This window comes from Xenorhabdus griffiniae (genome assembly GCF_001028135.1).
Classification (GTDB): Bacteria; Pseudomonadota; Gammaproteobacteria; order Enterobacterales; family Enterobacteriaceae; genus Xenorhabdus; species Xenorhabdus bakwenae.
This window is the reverse complement of record NZ_LDNM01000052.1, coordinates 1-19,967: the sequence shown is the minus strand read 5'-3', so window position 1 is coordinate 19,967 and position 19,967 is coordinate 1. Positions and strand designations below refer to the sequence as shown.

The 19,967-nt window shown below is 56.2% G+C and carries 18 protein-coding genes and 2 pseudogenes; 18 read left to right on the top strand and 2 right to left on the bottom strand.

The window, feature by feature from the left end; genetic code table 11:
- Positions 1 to 24: 24 nt before the first annotated feature.
- Positions 25 to 294: a putative phage tail protein gene (locus tag AAY47_RS12095; RefSeq protein ID WP_053014278.1), complete on the bottom strand. Its 270-nt coding sequence runs from the start codon at positions 292 to 294 to the stop codon at positions 25 to 27.
- Positions 291 to 1,001, bottom strand: coding sequence for a baseplate J/gp47 family protein (locus AAY47_RS12090; protein ID WP_053014277.1), 711 nt, complete (start codon positions 999 to 1,001; stop codon positions 291 to 293). The genes AAY47_RS12095 and AAY47_RS12090 overlap by 4 nt, the downstream gene beginning before the upstream one ends.
- A 59-nt stretch (positions 1,002 to 1,060) precedes the next feature.
- Here AAY47_RS12090 and AAY47_RS12085 point away from each other — a divergent pair, with 59 nt between their 5' ends.
- From AAY47_RS12085 to AAY47_RS12005, 18 genes and pseudogenes are all read left to right on the top strand, one after another.
- Entirely contained in the window at positions 1,061 to 1,267 is a 207-nt protein-coding gene (locus AAY47_RS12085; RefSeq protein WP_047770213.1) for a hypothetical protein, read from the top strand.
- A gap of 735 nt (positions 1,268 to 2,002) precedes the next feature.
- The gene (locus tag AAY47_RS12080; RefSeq protein ID WP_053014276.1) at positions 2,003 to 2,815 is read left to right on the top strand and encodes a TauD/TfdA dioxygenase family protein; all 813 of its coding nucleotides are present in this window, start codon (positions 2,003 to 2,005) and stop codon (positions 2,813 to 2,815) included.
- Between the two features lie 34 nt (positions 2,816 to 2,849).
- Entirely contained in the window at positions 2,850 to 4,181 is a 1,332-nt protein-coding gene (locus AAY47_RS12075; protein WP_047770212.1) for a hypothetical protein, read from the top strand.
- A gap of 27 nt (positions 4,182 to 4,208) precedes the next feature.
- Positions 4,209 to 4,874, top strand: coding sequence for a class I SAM-dependent methyltransferase (locus AAY47_RS12070; protein WP_047770211.1), 666 nt, complete (start codon positions 4,209 to 4,211; stop codon positions 4,872 to 4,874).
- 9 nt (positions 4,875 to 4,883) lie between these two features.
- Positions 4,884 to 6,098: a diaminopimelate decarboxylase family protein gene (locus AAY47_RS12065; RefSeq protein WP_047770210.1), complete on the top strand. Its 1,215-nt coding sequence runs from the start codon at positions 4,884 to 4,886 to the stop codon at positions 6,096 to 6,098.
- Positions 6,099 to 6,136: 38 nt separating this feature from the next.
- Entirely contained in the window at positions 6,137 to 7,318 is a 1,182-nt protein-coding gene (locus AAY47_RS12060) for an aminotransferase class I/II-fold pyridoxal phosphate-dependent enzyme (protein WP_047770208.1), read from the top strand.
- The gene (asnB, locus tag AAY47_RS12055) at positions 7,315 to 9,156 is read left to right on the top strand and encodes an asparagine synthase (glutamine-hydrolyzing) (protein ID WP_053014275.1); all 1,842 of its coding nucleotides are present in this window, start codon (positions 7,315 to 7,317) and stop codon (positions 9,154 to 9,156) included. Before AAY47_RS12060 ends, asnB begins: the two co-directional genes overlap by 4 nt.
- Positions 9,157 to 9,183: 27 nt before the next feature.
- Positions 9,184 to 11,289, top strand: a complete 2,106-nt coding sequence (locus AAY47_RS12050; RefSeq protein ID WP_047770206.1) for a GNAT family N-acetyltransferase — start codon at positions 9,184 to 9,186, stop codon at positions 11,287 to 11,289.
- The gene (locus AAY47_RS12045; protein ID WP_083446815.1) at positions 11,286 to 12,266 is read left to right on the top strand and encodes a DMT family transporter; all 981 of its coding nucleotides are present in this window, start codon (positions 11,286 to 11,288) and stop codon (positions 12,264 to 12,266) included. The genes AAY47_RS12050 and AAY47_RS12045 overlap by 4 nt, the downstream gene beginning before the upstream one ends.
- Positions 12,253 to 13,524, top strand: a complete 1,272-nt coding sequence (locus AAY47_RS12040; protein WP_047770204.1) for an ATP-grasp domain-containing protein — start codon at positions 12,253 to 12,255, stop codon at positions 13,522 to 13,524. Before AAY47_RS12045 ends, AAY47_RS12040 begins: the two co-directional genes overlap by 14 nt.
- A 10-nt stretch (positions 13,525 to 13,534) precedes the next feature.
- The gene (locus AAY47_RS12035; protein ID WP_047770202.1) at positions 13,535 to 14,728 is read left to right on the top strand and encodes an amidohydrolase; all 1,194 of its coding nucleotides are present in this window, start codon (positions 13,535 to 13,537) and stop codon (positions 14,726 to 14,728) included.
- A 250-nt stretch (positions 14,729 to 14,978) separates the two neighbouring features.
- Entirely contained in the window at positions 14,979 to 15,281 is a 303-nt protein-coding gene (gene tnpA / locus AAY47_RS12030; protein ID WP_047770200.1) for an IS66 family insertion sequence element accessory protein TnpA, read from the top strand.
- Positions 15,275 to 15,610: an IS66 family insertion sequence element accessory protein TnpB gene (tnpB, locus tag AAY47_RS12025; RefSeq protein ID WP_047770198.1), complete on the top strand. Its 336-nt coding sequence runs from the start codon at positions 15,275 to 15,277 to the stop codon at positions 15,608 to 15,610. Before tnpA ends, tnpB begins: the two co-directional genes overlap by 7 nt.
- A gap of 63 nt (positions 15,611 to 15,673) precedes the next feature.
- A pseudogene (locus tag AAY47_RS12020) lies at positions 15,674 to 16,214 on the top strand (IS66 family transposase zinc-finger binding domain-containing protein); the annotation flags it as partial.
- A pseudogene (locus AAY47_RS20655) lies at positions 16,210 to 16,380 on the top strand (TraU family protein); the annotation flags it as partial. The pseudogenes AAY47_RS12020 and AAY47_RS20655, both read left to right, overlap by 5 nt.
- Before the next feature lie 39 nt (positions 16,381 to 16,419).
- Positions 16,420 to 17,835, top strand: a complete 1,416-nt coding sequence (locus tag AAY47_RS12015) for an integrating conjugative element protein (protein ID WP_047770214.1) — start codon at positions 16,420 to 16,422, stop codon at positions 17,833 to 17,835.
- 8 nt (positions 17,836 to 17,843) lie between these two features.
- The gene (locus AAY47_RS12010; RefSeq protein ID WP_047770196.1) at positions 17,844 to 18,194 is read left to right on the top strand and encodes a hypothetical protein; all 351 of its coding nucleotides are present in this window, start codon (positions 17,844 to 17,846) and stop codon (positions 18,192 to 18,194) included.
- Positions 18,191 to 19,705, top strand: coding sequence for a conjugal transfer protein TraG N-terminal domain-containing protein (locus tag AAY47_RS12005; protein WP_047770194.1), 1,515 nt, complete (start codon positions 18,191 to 18,193; stop codon positions 19,703 to 19,705). The genes AAY47_RS12010 and AAY47_RS12005 overlap by 4 nt, the downstream gene beginning before the upstream one ends.
- The last annotated feature ends 262 nt before the right edge of the window (positions 19,706 to 19,967 follow it).

Below are 19,967 nucleotides of genomic sequence, written 5' to 3'. Positions count from 1 at the left end.
CTAATTAGATCACGTTATTAACCCTTATTCAATAGGTGTTAAAAAGTATGCTCGCGCCCTGATTTCCAGCCGCTGCTGGTAATTGTGTTTAGCGTTTGGGGTGATGCCGAGCACGCGCTCCCAGTCCGGCAATAGTGCCTGTGCAAAGAAAGGTGTCACGGCACCACTGACTCGCTCAGCACTTTGCCTGGTCAGGGTTAACTGGTGGGCTTCGGCTTCCAGTTCCGCATCCAGTCGAGATGCATCAGTGGCATAACTGACCGGGGGTAGGAGCTGTTTCAGCAAGGCTTTCATGAGAAACGCCCTATCGTGGTGCCACCGACTCGCAACCATTCGAGATGGTTCTTGTCAACCTGCGCAATGATATTATCAGCAGGTTCGATGATGCGGCGGTCACGAATACCGGGGATGAGGGAAATGCGCATCTCAATCTGACTGCGGATCAACGGTTCACCCGGCGCCAGCCGTCCTACCGCATCGGTAATCACGGCCTGGATTTCCTGACTGGCCGCTTCCAATGTGATGCCATCCAACACCACCTCAATAACAAAATTCACCGGGCGCAATGCGGGTGCCAATACCAGTGAGCTTTTGGCCGTAACGGGGCGAACGTCGTCAATGTGGTCTTGCACCGCTTTAATAATGTCCGCAGACGGCAAGCCATCGGCGGAGGTGATCGCAATATCGACGGTGCCGAGGCCACGGCGTAACGGGTAAACAAAGGCGTTGGTGACACCGGGGACTTCCAGCGCCCACCGGCGATAGTCGTATTTATTGCCACCTGCGGGCGGTCGGCGAATGATGTCGAGCAATCTCGCCAGCAGGCTGGCATTGGTTTCGGCCTCCGTGCCGCCTGCCAGTGTCTGGACAATGGCACGGCTGTTAATCCCCATCGGGGCACTGACCAGTTCGGCCTCCGCCGGTGATGACAGGTTGCCTACGGCGCCGGATTGGTGAGTGATAATCGGGGCGGTTGCCTGTCCGTGCAGGTCAATCGTCACGGCGGCCGTCGTTTTAACTGAGACTGTTTCACCCCGTATTTCTGCACCGGCGGGTAAGCTTGTTTAATCTGGCGGGTATTCAGAATACCTCGGACGATTTAATCATGGGGCTGGTGATGGGCACACTGTTTATCGTCCTGCCGATGGTCTGGCTGGGGGCATTAGCGTGGGCCGGTGTACGCATGGGCGATATGGCAGGCATGATGAGTCAGGGCGTAGGGCAGGTCAGGCAATCAGCCGGGATGTTCGGGCAGCTGGTGATGTAGAAGATGATGTCCAAAGGAAAGTAGGCAAATTAAGCGTTTAAAATTCAGGGCATAGGACGCTATCCCCTTAAATTTAGTTTGAATGTGATATTTTCCTTTATTTAATTCTATTGATAAAATTGTCATTTTCAGAAGTCGACTGCACTAAACGTGATTATGCTTGGTACTCGCGTGCTGTCACTTTCAGAAGACGACTGCACCAATTGATAGCGCTTAAAGCCCTGTGTGCATATGATTTCTGATAAAATAATTTCAGAATGTGCACCAAAGCGAGATGTGGGTATGATGTTAGACATAGCACAAATTATCGAACATAAGACAATGTTTCTTAAAATAGGCTCAGTTATTTGTAGTTTCCTCACCACTTCAGTATATGCGTCAATAGCTCCTCAACGGGCTTAAAACCCTCAGGGGCTGGCGAGTCGCATACACTGTGCCAAATCATTTTTATGATAGTCGAATTTCAAGATACAAGGGGCCCGTCCGGGTAACCGGCGGATCTATTCAACCGAAACCCCACTTGTTGCTTTTTGTTTTTTGATGCTTTCCTCTAACTATTTAATCGATAGCGAACTTTGTAACTATCTTTGTAACTATCTTGTTTTTTTTGATTGTTTAATGTTATTGAATTGTTGTTTTCTGTGTATTAGCTTTTTAATATCAGTCCTCGGTCAGGGCGATGATAATCGTAATAAAAAAGTGATTTTATTTCTTTTAATAATGACTGGAGGTGTAATGCTTATTAGCAGGTTGTCCGCTGCACTTGGCGTAGAGATTCAGGATTTTAATCTGTCTACGCTGACCGATTCAGCTAAAGAAAAACTAACCAGACTGCTGGCTAACAATGGATTGCTGGTGATCCGCCAGTGTGATTTATCGCCCGATCAGTTAATTGCCTTCAGCCGTATTTTTGGGGAAGTGGTCGCCTATACGCGCTCGTCATTTTCCCTGCCAAGCCATCCGGATATTCTTATTCTTTCTAATATAGAAGCAAATGGAAAAACCATTGGTAGTCCGGTAAGCGGCCGGGTCTGGCATCTGGATGGCCACTATCTGGAGAAGATCCCTGCCTGCACCGTACTGAATATGAAAACTCTGCAGCGTGCCGGTGGCGATACTTGGTTTGCCAATATGCAGCTGGCTTATGATCAACTTACTCCGGAAATAAAGGAAAAAATCAGCGAGTTAAAAGTCGTGATTAGCCGGGTGCAGAGCCGCCCCTACAATTACCCCGATCGCGGTGAAGCGACCCCTGAAGAGCGCGCAGCTTGGCCGGACGTTACCCATCCTGTGGTGCTGGAGCACCCTGAAACCGGTAAAAAAGCGCTGGCCGTTGGCAGTAATGTGCCTTGGAAGATTGTCGGCCAAGATAAATATAGCGCGACGGCATTAATCACCTTTTTGCAGGAATGGGTGCGGCGTGAGCGTTTTACCTATCGCCATGTGTGGCGGGAAGGAGATTTATTAATCTGGGATAACCGTGTGGTGATGCATAAAGCTTCGCCTTATCAAGGCGCGCGCATGCTTTATCGTACGACAACATTTTAATAGTCGAAAATATATTTCCAGACCGGAGTTAATAATGAACCAGCTCTCTGCGGGATCTGTTGCCGATCGCTTTTCTCAGGACAATATATCCCTTGAAGATTACCGATATAGCTACTTCAATAACACCGATACTTACCAGCCGCTGGCGATAAATCTTAATTTGCCTGCCTCCTGTTATTCATTGGTGTCCTTTCTCAAGGAAATAGCTGCGCAGGTAACTGCTGCGCTACAGCATAATGAAAATGGCGCGCTGGATGATGCCGGTAAAAAGGCGATTGCCGCGCAGCTACGGTTGATGGCGCAGCAATTAACTCATCCCGACGATATTCAACACTTGCAGTTAAAAGCTCAGGCGTTGGAGCAGGGCTATAACCAGCAAATGCTGCTGGATCTCAACAAACTGCAGGAAGGGTTAAGCCTGGTGACGGGAAATATATCCACTTGGTTTGGTAAAACCACCAAAGGGCGGGCCACGGCATTTGCGGTAACGCCCTGCGCGGATATGGACGTGGTGCTGCAAAACCAGCGCGACAGGCGTAATGAGGTTGAAAGCTACCTGCCGGAACTGCATAAGCGGCTGCACCTTTCCACCGTTCCCCATTTTCAGATGGTGGATCTGGTCTTTATGTGTGGTGAGGGCAACGCCCATCCAAAGCATATCGCCTATTTTCTGCCTGAGGATGAGGGTTACAAATATTCGCCAATAAAGAAAACACATTATCTCAGTAATACGCATCTGGAAATGATTCAACGTATTTCGCAGCCGTTAATTGCGCGTTATACCTCGCTGTCGTGGCAGCATCAGGATCTGCGCACGCTGGCCTTCCTTGGCGTGCTGGGCCATGAATATGGTCATTTTATTACGCTGGAAGAAACCGACTTTTCCCAAGCCAGCAAGGCTGACCGCTGGCTTTCCGTCACCCTGCAGGAAGTGGCGGCTGATGTCTTCGGTTTTCTGATACTGGCAGAGGTCTGGGGCTATCAGCATGGCTTCAGCCTGCAGGACTGTGTCAGCTACCACACCAGTGAAATGCTGCGTTATATCAATCGCGGCTTCCATCTGTTCCCGGATTCTGACGGCATGGTGATGCAGCTTAATTATCTGCTGGATCAGGGGAGCATCGCTTACCAGCCGCAGCAGCAGCGCATTGAACTTATCGATGCGGAACTGTTTCTCTGCGCATTTCGTTCTCTGGCGCGCGTGTTAACCGATACGTTACTCAGCAACGATATTGCAGGTATGCGCTTTCTTGAGCGTCAGTATGGCGTTAATTCAGCGCTGACCACACGCATGTCGGATTTTTATCGTCATCTGAATCAGCAGCGACCTGTATCCCTGGAATATAACCAGCCCGCCATGTTGTAAATATCAAGATATCAAGAGAATAATGAGATGAACAAAGATGATAACTATTACTACGATGTTTGCCGCGATCGGGGAACCAGCATTTACCATCTCTGGGAAGAGCAAAACTGGGTTAACGATTCTATTACCCCTTCAGTACACGTTCCTGAATACCAGCGGCTTATTTCAGAGCAAATCGCCCTGCTGACCCATACCGGCAGCCAGGTGTTTTCGCTGGGCTGCGGTAATGGTTTCGTTGAGGCGATGCTGGTCAGAGCCGGGGTGCCGGTAAAGGCCATAGACCTTAACGAGGTGGCGGCGGAGCTTGCCCGCCGAAAGGGAGTGGATGCCATCCAGAAAAACTTTTTTGATACCACCGCGGCAGATTTCGCCGGTGTCGGGACGATTTACTCCGATGGCTTTGTCGGTCATCTGTTTCATCCGGAAACCGGGCTGGATGATTTTTTCCGCCATCTTACCACCCTAGCGATTGCCCCGGGTACGCCGCTGATTATCTCTAATGATGCGCCGCTGGATGAGCAGCGGTTATTTCAGCCTCATGAGAAAGTGCCGGACTTCTGGTACGTCAGCCCGGCCTATCTGGAAGAAGCGGGGTGTAAATGGGGCCTGACGCCGAAGCTAAGCCAGTACTACTTTTACAGCCGTCCGGTTAGCGGCGTGCGTAAGCGCACCATTTATATCTGTACATTTTAAGGGGGGAGTATGCCGGATAAATCGCTGTCGCCCCGAATAAAGGATGCCATCGCTCTGATCTCATCGCGACAAGCAGCGCCGTTTTATCTCTATGACGGTGACGGCATAGTAGAAAATTATCGTCGCCTTCTGGCGGCGTTTTCTGGCGTTGAGTTTGGTAACTACTTTGCTGTTAAAGCGCTGCCTGCCCGCAGCATATTAACGCTGCTGGATCGGCATGGCAGCGGTTTCGACTGTGCCTCGCTGACGGAGCTGCAGATGGTTACCCGCTACTGCCAGGGGCCGATAGCCTTTACCGGCAATAATGTCAACAAAGAGACGCTGGCCGAAGCGCTGGCAGCAGGTGCCAGCGTGACGCTGGACGATGAAACCGCTATCGAACTGCTGCCCGCCGACGCGTTGCCGCCGCGTATCTCCCTGCGCGTGATCTTTGGAGACAGCGGGGAAAATGTGGTGGGCGGCAGGCGTCAGAAGTTTGGTATTCCCGAGCCGCGCATTGCGAGCTGCGTGGCGCGGTTACGTGACCTAGGTATCAGTGAGGTTGGCCTGCACTGCATGCAGAGCGCGAATCAGGTCGATAACCGCAACAAAAAACACGAAGCGCAGCGGCTGATTCAGCTGGCTGCGGAAATTAATCAGCTGCTGCCGGTAACACTGCTCAATTTTGGCGGCGGTATCGGCATCCCGTACCGCCCGGGCGAGCCAGATTTCGACATTGAAGACTATACCCAAACGATTATCGCCAGCTTGCGCCAGCATTTTCGGGTGTTGCCGCAGGTGGCGATGGAGTGTGGCCGCTATATTGCCGGGCCGCACGGCTATCTGGCCGGCCGCGTGGTGGGGCTATATCAGAAGCCCCATCGTATTATCGGGCTGACTATCGCCAGCGCGATGATACCGCGCATCACCATTTACCCGGACGCTTGGCACTACCTCTCTTTTCCGGCGTGCGCCGACGCGCCTCGCCAGGCCTTTGACGTAGTGGGATCAATGTGCGAAAGTAGCGACAAGCTGGCCCGTCAGCGCCTGCTGCCGCGTCCGACGCCCGGCGAGATTTGCGTTATCCATGACGCCGGGGCGCACTGCATCAGTATGGCCAACAGCTACAACGGATTTTTACGCCCGGCAGAATACCTGCTGTACCAGGGAGAGCTGCTGCAGATTGTCCGGGCAGAAACGCTGGCGGATCTTGAAGCCAGAGCCATTTCCGTTGCGGTGTGCTGAATGCGCTGTTGTGACATGACACCAGATCCGGGGGAACGATGAGCAGTTCAGCTTTTGATAGCTTAAGAGCGTTGCTTGGCAGCGTGTCCGCGGACCCGTCTGCAGGTATCGGCCTGCATCTGGGACAGTTGGAGTTTTATAACAATGCGCCAGACGTTGATCCGGCGGCGCTACAGCATGCCCTGCAGCGATATCCCCGGTTGTCCGCGCTGGAGGAGGAAAAGCGCGCCTATCTGAGCAGCCTCGGTATTGCCGCCGCAGAGATGGCGTCTTGGCTCGCCCATTGTGAGCCGATAACTGGTAGCCGCAACGGGCTGTTTGCTCTGATGCTACAGGCGCTGCTGGAGAGCCAGCAAGCTGGGGCGCAGCCGCTTTGTTTCCTGCTGCCAGCCCCCGGCTACCCGGCGTATGAGAACATCGCCCGTTACCTCGGTGCCAGCACGGCATTTTATGCCAGTGACGCCACCGATCTGCTGCCGAGGCTGTGCGACCGGATCGGGCAAGCACCACAGCGCTTTTGCCTGATCCTCTGTAACCCGCTGATGCCGCAGAGCCGTTCCCTGTCGATGGCGGGCATCGATACGCTGCTGGCGCTGACCCGCAGCCACCATTTGCAGCTGATTGTTGATGAGTGCTACCGCGACTTTGCTGCGCCTGAGGCGCCACGCTTCCCGCTGGAGCGCCTGCGCGATCCGGCCTTTGCCGACGCTGCGCTGACGGTACTGCATTCGCTCTCCAAACGCGCCGGGCTGCCGGGGCTGCGTAGCGGCTTTGCGCTGAGCACCCCGCGCACCACTCAGGCATTGCGGCGCTACAACCAGCTGGCGGGTATCCGCAGCAACAACTATTTCGCCTCGCTGGCCGCAGATGCCTGGCGGACGCCTCAGCCCGGCATTTACCAGCAGGTACAGCAGAACTGGCAGCTGGTGCGGGAAATTTTGGCGCGCTTTCTGCCCGCTGATTATGGTCAGGAAGGCATCTTTCTCTGGCTACCGGTGGCAAACGACGAATGCTTTACCCGGCAGCTGTGGCAGAGCTACGCCATCAAGGTGATGCCCGGTTCTTATCTTTCCGCTGACGGCGCGTCCGGCCAGTACGTGCGCGTCGCGCTTAACCAGCCAGCAGCGGTTATGCGCGACTGTCTGACCAAGATTGCCAGTCTGCTGGCGAAAACCGATGCATTGAATAATCACACAGACGCCCTGAAGGAGCATTTATGAGTGGCTTAATTGGCTGGATTGATAATACCGCGTCGCTGAACGGGCAGCGCGAGGTGGTGACCCGTATGGCGCAGGCGGTGAGCTTGCGTGCTAACCAGCCGCCCCGTATCTGGCAGTCAGAGCGGGCGGCCTTCGGCTTTGCCCCGCTGGTGCTGAATGCACAGCAGGCGAGCTACCCCTTTGTGCAGCCGATAAACGGCGGCACTATTGCCGTGGTCTGCGATGGCGACATCTATAACCTTGACGCGATTCGCCAGGAGTTGATGACTGCCGGCCACTATCCGGCGGCCAGCGAAGAGGGGGAAGTGCTGGTGCAGGCCTGGCTACACTGGGGCGAGGATTTCGTGGCATGGCTGGATGGCGACTTCGCTCTGGCGCTGTGGGACAGCCGTTCCCTTACGCTGCTGCTGGCGCGGGATCCGCTGGGGATTAAGCCGCTCTATTTTTATGCTTCCACCAGCGGCGTGCTGTTTGCCTCACTGCCGCAGGGGCTGTTGGCTAACCCGGCTGTCAGCCCACGGCTGGAACGCCGGGTTCTGCCGATCCTGCTGCAGCCGCGGCTGGTGATGCCCGGCGAGACGCCGCTGGCCGGAGTAGAACTGGTGCCGCCCGCGCACCTTATCTGTTGGCGCGACGGCAGCCGCAGCATGCACCGCTATTGGCAGCTTAGCAGCCAGCCGCATCAGGACTCGCCTGCGCAGACGGCTCAGCGGGTGCGCGAACTGCTGGAGCAGAGCGTGACGAAACGCATGCAGCAGGAGAACACCCGGGAAAGCGTTGCCGCAATGCTCTCCGGCGGGCTGGATTCCACTAGCGTACTGGGGCTGATGCATCAGCAACGCGGCACGGGCACCACCCCGGCCATTGAAAGCTTCTGTATGAATTTCGACAGTGACGATCAGCACTTTATTGCCAGCGAGCTGCGGCCGGATATCGACAGCCCGTACGCTATTAAAGCGGCGGCGTTTTATAACATTCCTCACGTCACTGTGACGGCGAATATCGGCGATATCAGCGCGCTGGCACCGGAGACGCGCCGCAGCCGGGGGCTGCCAGCTTGGGGCCAGTTTGATGCCTCGATGGCCTTAATCTTTAAGCACATCAGCCAGCGCCATCGGCTGGTGCTGACCGGCGAGATCGCTGACGAGATCTTCGGCGGCTACCCCTACTTTTTCAATCAAGCGCTGGTGGATCGTGATGACTTCCCGTGGATTGGAGACGGTCCGAAGCTGATCGACTTCCTTGATGCCGGACTGAAGGCGGAGATCGATCCGCAGCAGGATGAACGCGCGCGCTATCGTCAGCTACTGGACGAGACGCCGCCGCTGGCTGGCGAGTCGGCAGTGTCGGCTCGGATGCGGCAGATCTTCTTTCTCAGTCTCGCCGGTCCGGTGACGGTGCTGCTGGAGCGGATGGAACGCATGAGTGCCGCGCAAGGTGTCAACGTCCGCTTTCCGTTCTGTGATACCGCGCTGCTGCAATACCTGTGGAATGTACCTTGGGAGATAAAGTGCGCTGGCGGCACCAAAGGGCTGTTGAAGCAGGCGATGGCGGACATCCTGCCGCCCAGCACGCTGGAGCGCAAAAAGAGCGCCTATCCCCATATTCAGAACCCGCACTATGACCAGCAGCTGCTCGGCGCCGCGACCGCGCTGGTGCGGGATAAACAGAGCGCGGTGGCGCAGCTGTTTGATGTACCGGCACTCAGCCGTCTGCTGGAGCAGATCGGCAGTAACCAGCTGCAGGGCAATTTTCCCGGCGGCACTAAGCCTGCCGCTCTGCTGATCCATCTGATCGAAATGGAGCAGTGGCTGCAGGACTACAACATTCAACGCTAATTCAGGCTAAGTACAGGGTAACTGGGTATGGTGTATGACTACATTATTGTTGGCGCAGGCTCGGCAGGCTGTGTGCTGGCATCGCGTCTGACGGAAGATCCGCAGATTAACGTGCTGTTGCTGGAAGCGGGGCAGGAGCGGCACAGCCCGTTGCTGTCGGTGCCGATGGGGGAAGTGCTGCTGATGGGCAACCCCAGATATGACTGGTGCTTTATCACCGAACCCGATCCGACGCTTAACCAGCGTCGGTTGCAGATCCCCCGCGGCCGACTGCTGGGCGGATCGAATGCGATTAACGGACTGATCTTCGTGCGCGGCCAGCCGGACGATTTCGACGGCTGGAGCCGTATGGGTAACCCTGGCTGGAGCTGGGATGAGGTATTGCCCTATTTCAAAAAGCTGGAAACCGCCGTCAACCTGCGGCACAACCGCGGCAGCGATGGCCCAATCAGCGTCGATGTGCCCCGGGAGCGTAACCCGCTGTGCGATGCCTTTATTGAGTCGGCGCGGCAGCTGGGCTATCCCTACAACGAAGACTATAACGACGGTAACCAAGAAGGGGTGGGGTACTACCAGGCTACGCATCATAACGGCAAACGTTCCTCGGTGAAGGATCGCTTTCTGCGGGCGGCGCGTCATCGTCCTAATCTGACGCTGCAAACCGACGCTCGAGTGACCCGGCTACTGCTGGAGCAGGGACGCTGCGTCGGGGTAGAGTATCTGCGACAGGGCAAAACCTGCCACGCCCGCTGTCGCCAGGAAACCATTCTCAGCGCCGGGACGATTCAGTCGCCGCAGCTGCTGGAGCTGTCCGGCATCGGCGCCAGCAGTTTGCTGGCGCAACGCGGTATTACGCCGGTGCAGCATCTGCCTGGGGTGGGCGAGAATTTCCGCGACCACTTTGCGGTGCGGATGAAATGGCGCATCAACGCCCCGATAACCTTTAATGAGCGGACCCGTGGGCTGGCGCTTACCCGTGAGATTGTACGCTATACGATGCGCCAGTCCGGGGTGCTCAGCCTGCCGGTAGCCCTCGGCTTTGGCTTTCTGAAATCTTCCGCCAGCGAGCCGTTCCCGGATTTGCAGTTCCATCTCTCTCCTGCCAGCTACGGTCCTGGCTCGACCCGACGGCTGGATAGCCAGCCTGGAATGACCATCGGTATCTATCCTTTGCGTCCGGCGTCGCAGGGGGCGGTGCATATTCGCAGCCGCGATCCCTTTACCGCGCCGGATATTATGCCGCGCTTCCTAGAAGAGGAAAGTGATCGGCAGCGACTGGTGATCGGGATGCATATCGCTAGGGAAATCGTGAAGCGTTCGCCGCTTGCCGATTATGTCAGCCACGAGCTGGCGCCGGGGGACGGCTATACCAGCGATGAGGCGCTGCTCGACTATATCCGCCTGAATGGCGATACCTCTTACCATCCGGTAGGCACCTGTCGAATGGGACAGGATGCGCTGGCGGTTGTGGATCACCGTCTGCGCGTGCACGGCATTGACGGGCTGCGGGTAGTGGACGCGTCGATTATGCCCACTATGGTGTCGGGTAATACCAATGCGGCATCGCTGATGATTGCTGAAAAAGGCGCAGATATGATTTTGCAGGATAGGATCTCGGTGACTGAGCGCTGGCGGCGCCAGCAGCAACAGGCGGAGATGCTCGCCGCCACTGATATTGTGATTGAGTCCGGTACGCTGGATAACCACGAAGTAAAGCAACTGCTGCGGCAGTCGGAAGACTATGCGGCCTCCCTTTACCCGCCGGAAAGCGTGCATATGCTGCCTGAATCGGAGCTGATGGTAGAGGACGTAGTGTTTCTGATTGCCCGGGATCGGCAGCAGGGCACGCTGCTCGGTTGCGGAGCCATCATGCTGAACGACGACTATGCCGAACTGAAGCGGATGTTTGTTTCACCGGAAGCCCGACGGCGGGGGGTAGCAAAAAAGCTGCTGAATATGCTGGAACAGAGGGCGCAGCAGGCGCGTATCCCGTTTATCAGACTGGAAACCGGCGTCAGCCAGCCGGAAGCCGTCTCGCTGTATCAGCGCTTAGGCTACCGCGAATGTGGCCCGTTCGGTGTCTATTGCCCGGATCCGTTAAGTATCTTTATGGAAAAAAGGGTGGCGCTATGAGCTTACGCCTGAAACAGCCGGGTGCATTGCCCGCCAGCAGCGCTGCGGATGAACGCCGTAAGGCGAGGGGGGGCGGTATCCTGCTGGTACTGCTGTTCCTGCTACTGGCGAACGCCAACGCCGTGTTCGCCGGCAATCTGCTACAGCGACTGCATCCTTTTACCTTCTTGTTCTGGAGTTTTCTCAGTTGTTCGCTGTTCTTTCTCGGCCGATTAGCCCTGCAGGGCCGGGAGGCGCTGGCTATCAGCGGCAAAGTGATGGTGCCGCTGGTGGTGGTGAACTGCACCACGGCGCTGAACTGGATTGGCTACTATTTCGCGCTGCGCTTTGTCGAACCCGCTATCGTCAGCGCCATTATGGGCGGCGTTGGGCCGCTGTTTATGATCCTGATGGAGCGCTTCTACTTCCGGCGGCTGTTCAGCGCGCTGGTGTGGGGGGCTGCTTTTGGCGTGCTCGCCGGAACCTGTCTGCTGGTGTGGGCCTCGCTGTTTGGTCACTCTGGGCTGAAGGTGTACAACTACGCCGGAATGCTGGTGGGGCTGAGTGCCGCGCTGGCGGGTGGCGCGTCCCAGGCGCTGAATACCTTGGCGACCAAACAGCTGGGCATTCGCGGTTGGAATGCCGGGCAGATTATGGCGCACCGCTTTTATCTGCTGATCCTCTGCGCGCTGGTGCTGGCGCTACAGGGGCCGGGATTGGCGGTGCCGCTCTCATGGACGCTGGTGGGAGTGGTGCTGTCCACTCTGATGGGCGTCATTGTTCCACTCTGGGTACTGCAGCGCGGCATCCTGCTGTCGGACCCCTTTATCGTGGCGGCGCTACTGTCCCTCGCCCCCATTATCGCTTACCTGTTTCAGGGGATGGACAGTCGTCTCAGCTGGTCCGGGGTGTCGCTGGCCGGTTGCCTGATCGTCGTGGTGTTTACCATCTGTAGCGTGGTAGTCAAGCATAAGGAAACTCGTAATGAACAAGCATGAAAAGCCGATCTTGGTGATTGTGGATGGTTATTCTTCCGGCGCGCAACTGCCGGGCCTGATGAAACAGCATGGCTGGGAGGTGGTGCACGTATCCAGCCTGCAAAATCTACCATCCTATTACCTGAGCGCCTTCCGTAAGGAGGACTATCTGGCGCTGGTGCCTTATCAGGCGGACGTAGCGGCGGCGTTAAAAGCGTGGCAGCCACAGGCGGTGGTGCCAGGCACGGAAAGCGGCGTTATTCTTGCCGATCGGCTGGCCAGCGAGCTGGGGCTTCCGGGCAACCCGGTATCCAGCAGCCTCGCCCGCCGTAATAAATACGTGATGCACAACACCATTAAGGCCGCTGGGCTGCGCAGTATGGACCATATCCTTTCTGCGGATCTGGACGCGGTGCTGAGCTGGGCGCGGCAGGGGGAGTGGCCGGTGGTTATGAAGCCAGCTGCCAGCGCCGGCACTGACTCGGTGGTGTTCTGCGCCGATGAGCAGGAAACGGCGCAGGCCTTCAGTCGTCTCCATGGCACGGTGAACCAGATGGGGGAACGCAACGACACGGTACTGGTTCAGCGTTTTCTCGCGGGTCAGGAATATTTTGTTAACGGCATCAGCGCCCGTGGCCAACACATTATTACCGAAGTCTGGCGCACCGATAAGATCAAAGTGGCGGGCGCGGCGGCTATCTACGATCGCAGCGTGTTGCTGCATCCTTACGATCCGCAGGCGTGTCCGGTAACCGATTATGTGTATCAGGTGCTGGAAGCGCTGGGTATCCGCTGGGGGGCCAATCACACTGAAGTGATGGTCACCCGGGACGGACCGGTACTGATTGAATGCGCGTCGCGGCTTTCCGGCGGCCTGAATCCGCCTGCCGCTAGGCACGCGACCGGTAACAGCCAGCTTGATCTGCTGCAACAACTGATTTGCGACGGTGAGTCGATAATTGAGGGGCTGCAGGAACGCTATCGCCAGCCGCCGCTGCGTAACCCGCTCTGGCAGGTACAGTTTATTGCTCATCAAAGCGGTAAGGTGAGCGCGGTAAATACCGAACAGCTGATGGCGGAACTTCAGAGCAAGGTCTGGATCCAGCGCGCACCGGCGGTGGGCGATCGGGTTACGCGCACCATCGATCTCTTTACCAGCCCTGGCATTATCTTTATGAGCCACCCAGATGAAGCGCTGATACAGCATGATTATGAAATCATCCGACAGTGGGAGCAGCAAAATAAACTGTTCGTGGTTCAGGATTCAGACGCGGAATAAGGAGCGCATCATGTCACAACAGCTACTATCCCGGGAGGCCTCAGCGTCGGTAACCTCGGGTTCGGAATTACATCAGCAGGCAACGGCGTGGCGTCAGCGCTTGCATCAGCGCCCTGAATTAAGCTCCGGGGAGCAACAGACCAGCCAGTTTATTGAACAGACACTGCTCACCTTTGGGCTGGCGCCGCAGCGTATTGCCGGAACCGGTATTGTCGCCACTATTCGCGGCGCAGAAGACGGGCCGTCAATAGGGCTGCGGGCCGATCTTGATGCGCTGCCGATAAGTGAAACCGCTACGCCACCCTGGCGTTCGCTGAATTCGGGCGTGATGCATGCCTGCGGGCATGATGGCCATATGGTGATGCTGCTGGCAGCCGCCCAACAGCTGGCAGCCGCACCGCGTTTTGCCGGTAGGGTGCAGTTGATCTTTCAGCCTGCCGAGGAAACCGGAGTCGGGGCAAAGCAGATGATCGCCGAAGGGCTGTTTAACTGCTTTCCGATAGATGAAATTTACGGCCTGCATAACTGGCCCGGCCTGGCCACCGGCAGCATTGCGGTGCATCCGGGAGCGGTAATGGCCGCTTCCACGCCCTTTGATGTGGTTATCCACGGCAAAGGCGGGCACTCGGCGATGCCGCATCTGACGCGGGATCCGCTGTATGCCGCCTGCCAGATTGTCAGCGTCCTGCAGAGCGTGGTATCCCGTAACCTTAATTCGCTGGATGCGGCGGTAGTCAGCGTCTCCCATATGACCGCTGGCGAAACCCATAATATTATCCCGGATATGGCGGTGCTGCAGGGCACCATCCGCTATCTCGATCCGCAGGTGGGGGAGCTGATTCAGCGGCGGATGACGGAGATTATCAGCGAAATGGCCAGCGCGCTGGGCGTGACGGCGATGCTGACCTTTAGCGATAAAGGGACGCCGGCGGTAATTAACACCCCTGCGGAACGTGAGTACAGCCTGCAGGCAGCGCGAGCCGTAGCCGGTGAAGAACGGGTACTCACCACTCTGCCCGCCTCCCTGACCGGCGAGGATTTCTCTATCTATCTGCAACACAAGCCGGGGGCATATGTTTGGCTGGGGAACGGTGAGGCTGCCGGTCTGCACGCCCCTGATTATGACTTTAACGATGAGGCTATTCCGACAGGCGTTAATTACTGGCTGACACTAGTAAAAGCAAGGTTGGGCAACGATAGTTGACATCTAATGGGCTCCGCTTCCCAAACGGAGTCCTAATAAAACAGACTTACCGAAAAGAAGATAATATCCGAAGGAAAACAGGGTATCATTTGTCGCTCAATCCCGATGATTATTCTGGCTAAATCTTACAGCATCTGCAATCACTCGGTGTCACCACCTACGCACGGTAAGCGTCCGGTGATCTCACCTTGTTCCTTCCATCCGACTCCTGCACGCTACGGCTTCTTATCTTTCATTTGGAGCCCCAATCATGCGCCGTAACCGATACACCCCGGAACAAAAACAGCAACATGTGACCCAATGGCGGCACAGTGGCCTGACCCGAAAACAGTATTGTGAACAACATCAGCTGAATTTTTCCTCTTTTCGGGACGGGATCGCCGGCAGTAAAAAACCCCCTCAAGACCCCAACCCGGGTTTGTCAGCCTTGTTACCCGTTTCACTCCAGCCCGCCCAGACACACACGGTCACCCTGCAGACGCCCGACGGCTATGCCATCACCTGCCCGCTGGCATTATTGCCGGAGGTGATTCAGGTGCTGACCCGATGCTGAAGCCCGAACAGCTTTTTCTGGTGCGGGAACCCGTTGATATGCGCCGGGGAATTGATGCCCTGACCCAGCATATTGAACGGTTAAACCTGCGCTGGCAGGAAGAAGCGGCGTTTGTTTTTTGCAACAAGGCCCGCTCCCGCCTCAAGGTGTTGCGCTGGGATCGCCATGGGGTCTGGTTGTGTACCCGCCGTTTGCACCGGGCCCATTTTGTCTGGCCAAAACAGGGGGAACGCAGCTGGGTGATGACGCCCGCCCAGTTTGACTGGCTTATCCGCGGGATTCACTGGCAACAGGTTGAAGGGGACGACCTGTCCGGCTGGCAAAGTTAATTTTTTAACCCCGGTCACAGTTTTATCCCATAATAACAACCGATTATCCGGTAAACTGTCGCCATGACATTCCCTGACTTAATGGCGCTGGATGACCCCGGGCAATTTCGGGTTCGGGCCCTGGCGCTGCTTCAGCAACAACGCGACTACATTGACCAGCTGGAGGCGGCCCTGAAACAGGCCCGACGCGGGCGGTTCGGTGCACACAGCGAAACCTTCCCGGCCGGTCCCCAACGCCGCCAGTTTGAGGAAGATGCAGAGACAGATATTGCGGTGCTGGAAACCCGGCTTTCGCGCCTGCATATCCAGGAAGAGACCCCGCTGGCCCGCCGCAAACGTCAGCCTTTGCCGGCGGCATTACCCCGTGAATCGGTTCGGTTCGAGCCGGATACCGGGCACTGTCCTGATTGTGGCCATCCCCTGCGCTTCCTGCGTGATGAAATCACCGAACGACTGGAATATCGCCCGGCGACGTTTATCGTCCGGCGTTATGTCTGTCCGCAGTGCAGCCTGCCAGGGTATTCATGCTCAAGCCCAGCCCGCGCATCTCATTGAGAAGGGCCTACCGGAACCGGGCTTACTGGCCCAGGTGATGCAAGAAAAATCACCAGTGGCAGCGGTTATCACCGCAGTTAAGCCCGTCCTGCGCGGTGTTTCCTGATGGAGAGCATAGTGCTGCGGTCAATGGCAATCAGGCGTATGCCCTGTGGCAACCCTACAGCTGTTGTCAGCGCCGAGGGCAGCGCTTTTTGGGCAGTACCGATATTTAAAAAGGAGTTTTTATGCCAAAAAGAAAAGCCTTATGGCTGATGACCTGCGTGCTGGCCGGTGGGGTAGCGCAAACGGGATGGGCTGAAAACGGGTTGACGGTTTCTCTGCCCCAGGTCAATCGCGGTGCCCTGGGTTATGGTGCCGATGTTTCCGGTGCTGTCTCCGATACCCTGTTTTATACCCTCGGGGGCGGCTCGGTGATTTCACAGCCGGCCACCCGCCGTTCCCTGACCCAACTGGGCGGACTGGAACTCGGCTGGAGTTCCGATTTGATGTGCGGCAATTTTGATTTGAAAACCACGGTCGGCAACCAGCTGAACGGCATTACCGCCGGGTTTAAGAACCTGATGAGTGAGGTGATCCAGGGGGCAACCGGCGCGGTGGCCAGTCTTCCTGCCATGATCATTCAGCGTGCCAATCCGGGTCTCTATGACATGCTGACTAATGGGGTTTTGCAGGCCAATGTGGCGTTCGACAAGGCCCAGTTTAATTGCCAGAACATGGCCAGGCGGATGATGGATTTTGCGCAAAACAGTAAATGGACCCAATCGGCCGCGATGCAGGAATACAAAACGCAGGTGAACAGCGGGGATGCGGATGCAGTGAGAGTGAATAATGCCGGCAGCAAATCGACCGGCACAGGCGGGCATCCGTGGATTGGCGGGAAGAAGCAGGGGGGCAAGGGACAGAATGCCATCCGGCCCACGCGTGATTTAGTCAGCGCGGGGTTTAATATGATGAATCATCTGCCGGTACTGAGTCAGGCTTCCGTCAGCCACCAACAGTGTGATGGCGGTGCCTGCCGCCAGTTCCAGAATGCCACCGAAGCGGCAGAGACCGTGGTGAAGGTACTGGGCGACCGGGCTATCCGTACCTGTGCCAATGCCGCAGAATGTACCAGCGGCGGGGCGTCCCAGCAACCGGGCGCAACGGTGGCCGGCACCGGCTTTGCCCCGATGCTGGAAGAGAACACCAACGCCAATATTGAGCAGCTGGTGAAGCTGGTCAATGGCACGGAAAAACCGACCGCCGCTAATCTGGCCAGACTGAAAACCGGCAGTCTGGCCGTGACCAAAGGGGTCATTCAGGCATTGCAGCGAGATCCGGACAGTGCCGCGTTGACTGCGCGTCTGGCGGGTGAACTGGCGATGGCCGGGACCACCGAGACGGCATTGCTGATGCGGCGAATGTTAATCACCGGCATGTCAGAACCCAATGCCGCCGCCCAGCCGGAAGCCCTGGCCGAAGGGGAACGGCGGATTGATGCGCTGGACAGGGAAATCAATGCGCTGAAAAATGAAATGTTGCTGAAACGGGAACTGTCGCGCAACGCTATCCTGACCATTATTGAACGGGAAAACCGCCGGATTGAAGCCCATCCCCAAAAGCAAGTACCGGACAGTACCGATGCGCGTTTTTATCAGTTGGAAATGCCTAACAGTGAACGGCGGTAAGGTAGATCATGGCAAAAATCCCAAAATCCTGTGTTATTCAGTTAGCGAGAAAAAGCATCAGGGCAAGCCTCATTATCACTCTGGTCATCAGTATCACATTAGTGACGGGTTGGTTAGGGTTGACTTATCCCGAAAAAGCGTCCGCCCTGCATCACTGGATGGGAAAGACAGGTTCTCTCTGGCAAGTCTGGCGATGCGGCCTGTATCTGGTACTGGCCTGGGGTAGCTGGAAAATCTGGCAAAGGACAATACACCAGCTGGAATACCGCACAACGTTGATACGAGTAATGGTGGTCAGCCTGCTGTTTATCCTGCTGTGTGAATATGCCCTGTCAGGCACTCTTGAAGGAATATCATGACCACCAACAGCTATCTGGAATACTTTCTGACCCTGCTTGGCTGGGTGGTCAATAACGGATTATGGCACATTCTGATTGCCACAGGGCTGTTTACCCTGCCTTTGGTGATAAAGGTCATCGCGGTCTGGCTGAAAGTGCGGGAGTGTGGCGAAGAGGCGGGCAGTGGAGGATTGCAGTCACTTGCCCGTATCGAAAATACGTTGTACAGCGCCTTCTTCGTGATGGTGATGTGCTGTGTGCCACTGGTGAATGTTAGCCTCACTACCCTCCAGTATGACCTGTCCCGCGCCAAAAGTTGTGGTATCTGGACACCGCAGGCACCGGATAAAAGTGGTTATGCACCGGTGATCTCCAGCCTGAATAATCAGACGGCAGCAGTGCCCCTCTGGTGGGCCGTGGTACACCGGCTGTCAAAGGGGTTGACACAGGCCGCGGTGGCCGCCATTCCCTGCCGGCCGGATTTAAGGCAGCTGCGTTTTGAAGTGCAGCATACCCGTATCCGTCACCCGGCACTGGCGGCGGAATTGCAGGATTTCACTAATGACTGTTATGCCCTGGCGTTGTATCAGTGGAAACAACGGGATCAGGGACAAACCCCCGATCCGGCCACACTGCATGATATTGAATGGCTGGGCAGCCGCACCTTCTTATCCGGCGATTACCGCACCCTGCAATCCCGAACGCCCAGGGCACCATTTCCGTGGCATGAAAGCCGGGACAGTGGCCGGCCCAATACCGGGCAGGGCGGTTATCCCACCTGCCAGGCCTGGTGGTCAACCCCCAAAACCGGACTGGAGGCCCGGGTACTGGCCCAGGCCGATCCGGAATTATGGCTGCGTCTGTCGGCCGCCCTCAAAATGCTAGGCAAAGAAACCCGTGAATATCAAGAAGCGGTGATCCGCCGTCTGGTCAGCCCGGTCAATCTGACCGTATCTCAGGAAGGCTATGTGTATGCGGGCTATGGAGGCAACGCGGATTCTACGGTCTGGGATGGTTCCAATCGGGTCGGTGCGGCGGCGGGGACGATATTAGGGGGATTGATCAGTGCGCCGATGTTTGATGCGGTACGTCAGGCACTGCCGATGATGCAGGCGGTGATCCTGATGGCGTTGTATATATTGATCCCGTTGATCCTGCTGTTTGCCGCCTATGAATTTAAGACGGTACTCACACTGACGTTTGCTATATTTTCTTTGAATTTTCTGACCTTCTGGTGGGAAACTGCCCGCTGGCTGGACAGCTATTTACTGGACGCTCTGTATGGCTCAGACACCCATAGCCTGTTGAATCTGGCGGGCATTCAGAACACCTCGGATGATTTGATTATGGGGCTGGTGATGGGCACGTTGTTTATTGTGCTGCCGATGGTCTGGCTGGGCGCATTAGCGTGGGCCGGTGTACGGATGGGCAATATGGCAGGCATGATGAACCAGGGCGTGGGACAGGTCAGACAATCCGCCGGCATGTTCGGGCAAATGGTGATGCAGAAGATGTTGTTCAGAGGAAAGTAGTCAAATAGATATTTAAAACTTAAGGGATAGAACGCTATCCCTTAAGAATAGTTTGAATTTGTGTGAGCTTGATTTTTTCCTCCTGTTTAGCCTGTTCATATACTCGATAAACTTCAAGTTGCAATCCGCAAGACGACGCGAGGCCTTATATTTCCCCGCTGCGCGGGGAAATATAACACGCATCTTGAAGTTGGGTTGGTATAGCTAAATCATACCAATATGGCATAATATCCCAATCCAATATGACAAGGCATAAAGTGAA